Consider the following 6,423-nt stretch of genomic DNA (forward strand, 5'->3'; position numbering starts at 1 on the left):
GGAATATTAATGTCCGAGAAAAAAGTGTGCTGAAAAAGGTTGACAATCCAACTTGTATAAAGTAGAATATACAACATGATATTCTTTTGTAATATTACATTTTCAATTACCATTTCTATAAAGCTGAATTAACTGATGTTTGAATTTAGGTGTAAATATACATCTTGGTCATAATACTATTCTTTATGTTTATAAGATTATATTACATAACCTTGAAATATCTGTCCAGTTAAGTGCTAACTAATCTTATGATTATAGTAGAATAATTTTAATTTATTATAATAATATTGATACTATCAAATTTTACTTGGGCGAATCTCTATAGAATTATGACACATAAAGGGCATTATCATTCTATTATAGGTTTTGAGAGGATGGTAATTAACATATAAGATATAATTGTATATTTATATCTAGCAAAGGGGAGAGGGATTTTGTTAAGTTCATTTTTTTTCTATTCAGTCATAATATTAATAACATCTATTTTTATAGAATTATCAACGTATATAAAAAACAAAAAAATGAATACTTTATTTGTTGGTTTAAGTTTATCTTTTCCTGCCTTTTTTGCCGGAATAAGGTATGGAATAGGTGTAGATTATTTTTCTTATGTAAGAATATTTAACAATGTAAATAATGGATATCGAGTTAGAACTGAATCTGGTTTTAGTTTGATAAATCTAATTATTGGAAAATTAGGTGGAAACGAACAGATTATGTTTTTTGTTGTCTCATATCTAACATTTTTATTTATATATCTAGCTATTAAAAAGTATGAAAATACACTTAGCTTAGGTTTATGTATGCTTACTTTCATGTTATTTTATTATAATATTTCATTTAATTTAGTTAGAATGACATTATCTATTTCAATTATGTTATATTCATTTGACTTTATATATGAAAAAAAAGCTATAAAATTTTTAGCAAGTGTGTGCTTAGCTATAAGTATTCATAATAGTTCTATTGTAATGTTACCTTTTTATTTTCTGTTTAATAACATATCTAAAAAGAATAAACTCTTTAAATTTGTAGTATATCTCTTTATAATAATAATGTTGTTTAATTATGATATATTAATAAGTTTTGTATCAGTAAATATTTTAAAAACAAATTATTATTTGCATTATATAGCGGAGTCAAATCAAACTAGTTTTGGAATTGGACTTTTTATTATTAACGCACCCTTTATTTTACCGGGTATAATATTTTATAAGCGTCTAGTTAAAATAGATGAGAGATTTTCATTAATCTTTTTTATGATTAATGTTGGATTTATTCTTAAATTTACTGGTTATATAGGTGCTAAATACTTAAATCGTATTTCAGATGTGTTTTTTATTGCAGTAGTACTAATTGTTCCGTTTTATTATAAATTATTTAAAGAAAAAACAAACAGTTTTATAATAGGTCCATCATTGATACTTTATATTATTATTTATTGGGGATATTTATATATTTATCTTGCAAGTCATCAAACTGTACCATACACTACAATATTTTCTTAGATTAATAACAAAGAGCTAGCATTTAAAATGAAAGTATGTTATCTAGCAGAATGTAGATTTATTATGTTTAAGGTGTCCTTTTTCTTGAGAGAGGATAAGACCAGGGAAAGATTTATATGAGAGCGAACGAAACGATATAAATAAGTTGTTAAACAACTTATTGAATTTAATGATAAAAATTCATGATATAGAATTATAAACTTTTTAGAATTAATGAAATAAAACAGAGAATCGAGATGAGTAAATATGAAAAAGATAATTACCTATGGTACATTTGATTTATTACATTACGGACATATTAATATATTAAAAAGAGCAAAAGATTTAGGAGATTATTTGATAGTGGTTATTTCAACTAATGAGTTCAATGAGCTGAAAGGAAAGAAGTGTTATTTTTCTTATGAAGAGCGTAAGAAATTAGTTGAATCTATACGTTATGTAGATTTAGTGATCCCGGAAGAGAATTGGAAGCAAAAGATTAAAGATATTGAAGAGTTTAAGGTGGATACCTTTGTTATGGGGAATGATTGGGAAGGTGAGTTTGACTTTCTTAAAGAACATTGTGAGGTAGTGTATTTGGAGAGGACTCCTGAGATATCAACAACTAAGATAAAAAAAGAATTAGGATTAGGGGATTAAATTATGAGCGATATAATGGTAAGTATTAATTGTATAACATATAATCATGAAAATTATATTGAGGACGCTATAAAGAGTTTTTTAATGCAAAAAACAGACTTTGATTTTGAAGTTCTAATTCACGATGATGCTTCTACAGATAGAACAGCAGATATAATCAGGAAATATGAAGAAACATATCCTAAAATAATAAAATCAATAATTCAGAAAGAAAATCAACATTCAAAAAAGATTGGAAAGATTGCACATAAATTCAATCATTCTAGAGCGAAGGGAAAGTATATAGCATTATGTGAAGGAGATGATTATTGGACCGATCCATATAAACTTCAAAAGCAAGTAGATTATATGGAAGAAAATCCAGAATGCACTTTATGCACTCATACCGTTAAGCAAGTAAAATCTAATAAAGAATTGGATGCGATGGTAAGACCTTATAATATAAATACAATTTGTCCAATAGAAGATATTATAATTGGTGGAGGATATTTTTTTGGTACAGCATCATTATTATATCCAAAAAAATTAATGGATAACCCACCAGAATTTTATATGAATGCATCTACTGGAGACTATCCTTTACAAATCTTGTTGTCACATAAAGGATATACTTATTATTTTGATGAAATAATGGCAGTATATAGAGTTGGAGTTAAAGCAAGCTGGTCTCAAAGGTATAGTACATCTAAAAATTTTGAAATTATAAAAATAAATCACGCGAATAAATCCATAGATATGTTAAAGGGGTTTAATGAATATTCTAACAACTTGTATTTTAATGCTGTTAATGAAAAGATATTACAATTTGAATTTAATAAATTATTAATTCAAAATAAAATTAAAGAAATTAAGTTGGGGAAATATAAAAAACTTTATGACAATCTTGGAACATTAAAAAAACTAAAGGTAAACTGTAGGTTCTATTTTCCAAGTATATATCAAAATTTAATTAATGTGAAAAATAGTTTAAGAGGTTTATAAATAATGCAAAATCAAAACATTAAATCAACAGTCCTTTCCTCCCTCTTCTGGAAGCTTATGGAACGAGGAGGAACACAAGGAATACAATTTATAGTTCAAATAGTATTAGCACGACTACTTATGCCAGAACAATTTGGGACAATCGCTATAGTTATGGTATTTATAAATTTGACACAGGTATTTGTACAGAGCGGCTTTAATACAGCTTTAATTCAAAAAAAGGATGCTGATGAGGTTGATTTTTCTTCAATATTTTATTTGAGTGTAGGAATCTCCGGAATTCTTTATATACTCATGTACATATCTGCACCCTTTATTGCAAGTTTTTATAATGATACTATTTTGATTCCTGTTTTAAGAGTTTTATCTTTAACATTATTTGCAGGGGCATTTAATTCTATTCAAAATGCTTTTGTGTCTAGAAATCTTTTGTTTAAGAAGCTTTTTAGGAGTAGTTTAGGAGCGATATTGATTTCAGGGACATTAGGGATAATAGCAGCATATCAAGGTTTAGGTATTTGGGCTTTAGTTATACAGCAATTAATTAATCAAGTTTCTATAACAATCATCATGTGGTTTACAGTAAAATGGAGACCGAAGCTTGTGTTTTCATTATTTAAAGTCAAAAAATTATTTTCGTTTGGATGGAAGTTGTTAGCGTCATCCTTATTGAATGTATTATATATGAATCTAAGAACATTAATAATTGGAAGAGTATTTACACCAGCAACGTTAGGGTTTTATAACAGAGGGAAACAATTTCCACAACTTATTGTAACTAATATAGATGGATCAATTCAGGCTGTGATGCTTCCGACTCTATCAGCTCATCAAGATAATAGTAAAAGAGTTAAGGAAATGATGAGGCGCGCAATTGTATCTAGTTCGTTTCTAATATTTCCAATGATGATAGGGATGGCAGTTGTAGCTGAACCTTTAGTTAAAATAGTACTTACAGATAAATGGCTACCAGCAGTACCGTTTCTGCAAATTTATTGTATTTCATATTCTTTACAGCCAATTCATACTGCAAACTTACAAGCTATTAATGCAATGGGTAGAAGTGATATTTTCTTAAGATTAGAAATAATTAAAAAAACATATGGCTTAATTATTTTAGCTATTAGTATGAATTTTGGAGTCTTTGCTATTGCTTTTGGGTCAATTTTGACTGGTGTTATATCTTCGTTTATAAATGCATATCCAAATAAAAAGCTATTAAATTATAGTTATAAAGAACAATGGCTAGATATTATGCCATCATTATTAATTTCTCTTATAATGGGTGTAATTGTTTATTTATTTAATTTTTTAAGTTTTCCTGCATGGCAAATATTAATTCTACAAATAGTTTCAGGGAGCATTATATATATATTATTAGCAAAGATATTTAAAATAGAAAGTTTTACTTATTTAGTTGGAACAGTGAAGAAATTAATAAATTCTAGAAAGGAGGCATCGGTGTGAAAAAAATATTATTATTAGGCGGTTCAACTCAACAAATACCTGCCATAGAATATGCAAATAAACAAGGCTATTATACTGTTTTGTGCGATTATTTACCTGATAATCCTGGGCAAAATTATGCTAAAAAGTCTTACTGCGTAAGTACAACAGATAAAGGTGCAATACTAGAAGTCGCAAAAAACGAAAAGGTAGATGGAGTAGTAGCGTATGCCTCTGATCCAGCAGCTCCTACGGCAGCCTATGTTGCAGAGAAGCTCGGATTACCTACAAATCCATACAAATCAGTTGAAATACTAGCTTTTAAGGATAAATTTAGAGAATTCTTAAGAGAGAATAACTTTAATTGTCCAAAGGCCAAAGGATTTTCATCCATTGAAAGTGCCAAGGAAGAAATAAATCAATTTACTTTTCCAGTAATGGTTAAACCTATTGATTCATCAGGAAGCAAAGGTGTAAGTAAGGTTGAAAAGGTAGAAGATTTTGAAGAAGCCTATAAAATAGCTTTAGATAATTCACGAGGGAAAAATATTATTGTTGAAGAGTTTATAGAACAAGACCACCCATACATGATTGCAGGAGATTGCTTTGTTGTTGATGGCAAGGTAGAATTTTGGGGGCTATTAAATAGTCATAGAAATAACAAAGTAAATCCTTATGTTCCAGTGGGCACAAGCTACCCAATCTATATTAGCAAAAATAGACTAGCTTTAGTCAAAAAGGAAACTCAAAGATTATTTGATTCATTAGATGTTGAATTCGGTGCATTTAATATTGAAATTATGATTGATAAGAATGATAAATTATATTTTGTAGAGATGGGGCCAAGAAATGGCGGCAATATGATTCCGGACCTTTTATATATGGCAACTGGAGAAGACATGATTGCAGCTACAATTGAATCAGCAATGGGAAACAAGTATGGTTTTAACAATACAAATATCCAAAATAAATACATATCTACTTATGTGCTTCATACAGACAAGGATGGATTATTCCAAACGGTTCAATATAAAAATGGTATTGAAGACAAAATTTTGAAAGAAGTCATATATAAGAAAAAAGGTGACAGTGTTCAGTATTTTGATGGTGCTAATAAAGCAATTGGAATTGTGTTTTTTAAGTTTGATACACAAGAAGAGCAGATGAATTTCACTAAAGATCCTGAAAATTGGGTTGAAGTGATTATAAAGCAGGTGATTTGATGAGAGAAATTGGGGGTTATTTTGAACTGGATCAGTTTATAAATAAACCTTATTATAATAATATGATAGAACTGAATACAGGACGGAATGCGTTGGCTTATCTTATAAAAGCAAAAGGTATAAAAAAAGTCTATATACCACACTATTTATGTGATTCTGTTTCTGGCGTTTTAAAAATGCTTTCTGTGGATTATGAAGGTTATTCAATTGACAAGAACTTTAATCCTTTATTCGATAAAAAGTTGGAAAAGGACCAATATCTATACATCGTTAACTATTATGGTCAAATTAGTAACAGCTCAATAAGATCATTCAAAGAACAATATGGGGCTATTATAATTGATAACACCCAATCATTTTTTCAAAAGCCTGTACAAGGAATAGATACTATCTATTCCTTAAGAAAATATTTTGGAGTACCTGACGGAGCCTACTTATCAACGGATAGGATATTAGAGGAGAAACTAGAAGAAGAAAAATCAAGTCATCGCATGAAACATATACTGGGACGGTTTGAAGGGGAAGCTTCGACCTATTATAACGACTTTAAAGAAAATGATGAGTCTTTCAAAGAATTACCTATTAAAAGGATGTCAAAGCTAACAAGAAATATTTTAGGGGCAATT

The 6,423-nt window shown here is 28.5% G+C and carries 6 protein-coding genes; all 6 read left to right on the forward strand.

Going from position 1 to position 6,423, the window contains the following annotated elements; genetic code table 11:
• The first annotated feature begins 521 nt into the window (after positions 1–521).
• Positions 522–1,508 carry an EpsG family protein gene (locus tag ACTHW2_RS09615; protein ID WP_442263717.1) on the forward strand — a complete coding sequence of 329 codons (987 nt, stop codon included), beginning with the start codon at positions 522–524 and terminating at the stop codon, positions 1,506–1,508.
• 246 nt (positions 1,509–1,754) lie between these two features.
• The gene (gene tagD / locus ACTHW2_RS09620) at positions 1,755–2,147 is read left to right on the forward strand and encodes a glycerol-3-phosphate cytidylyltransferase (RefSeq protein ID WP_442263718.1); all 393 of its coding nucleotides are present in this window, start codon (positions 1,755–1,757) and stop codon (positions 2,145–2,147) included.
• A 3-nt stretch (positions 2,148–2,150) separates the two neighbouring features.
• Complete coding sequence (locus ACTHW2_RS09625; protein WP_442263719.1) at positions 2,151–3,128, forward strand: glycosyltransferase family 2 protein; 978 nt, start codon at positions 2,151–2,153, stop codon at positions 3,126–3,128.
• Between the two features lie 3 nt (positions 3,129–3,131).
• Positions 3,132–4,595 carry a lipopolysaccharide biosynthesis protein gene (locus tag ACTHW2_RS09630; RefSeq protein WP_442263720.1) on the forward strand — a complete coding sequence of 488 codons (1,464 nt, stop codon included), beginning with the start codon at positions 3,132–3,134 and terminating at the stop codon, positions 4,593–4,595.
• Positions 4,592–5,797 (forward strand): ATP-grasp domain-containing protein, encoded by a 1,206-nt coding sequence (locus ACTHW2_RS09635; RefSeq protein WP_442263721.1) that lies wholly within the window; start codon positions 4,592–4,594, stop codon positions 5,795–5,797. Before ACTHW2_RS09630 ends, ACTHW2_RS09635 begins: the two co-directional genes overlap by 4 nt.
• Positions 5,797–6,423 (forward strand): hypothetical protein (locus tag ACTHW2_RS09640; protein WP_442263722.1); only part of this gene is annotated, 627 nt, incomplete at its 3' end. The genes ACTHW2_RS09635 and ACTHW2_RS09640, both read left to right, overlap by 1 nt.

The sequence above is a fragment of the Tissierella sp. genome, assembly GCF_052089545.1.
Lineage (GTDB): Bacteria > Bacillota > Clostridia > Tissierellales > Tissierellaceae > Tissierella_A.

Bases quoted from the DNA above. Each gene is read 5' to 3' on its own strand.
- ACTHW2_RS09615 (WP_442263717.1), top strand. From the start codon at position 522: ATGAATACTTTATTTGTTGGTTTAAGTTTATCTTTTCCTGCCTTTTTT.
- tagD (WP_442263718.1), top strand. From the start codon at position 1,755: ATGAAAAAGATAATTACCTATGGTACATTTGATTTATTACATTACGGA.
- ACTHW2_RS09625 (WP_442263719.1), top strand. From the start codon at position 2,151: ATGAGCGATATAATGGTAAGTATTAATTGTATAACATATAATCATGAA.
- ACTHW2_RS09630 (WP_442263720.1), top strand. From the start codon at position 3,132: ATGCAAAATCAAAACATTAAATCAACAGTCCTTTCCTCCCTCTTCTGG.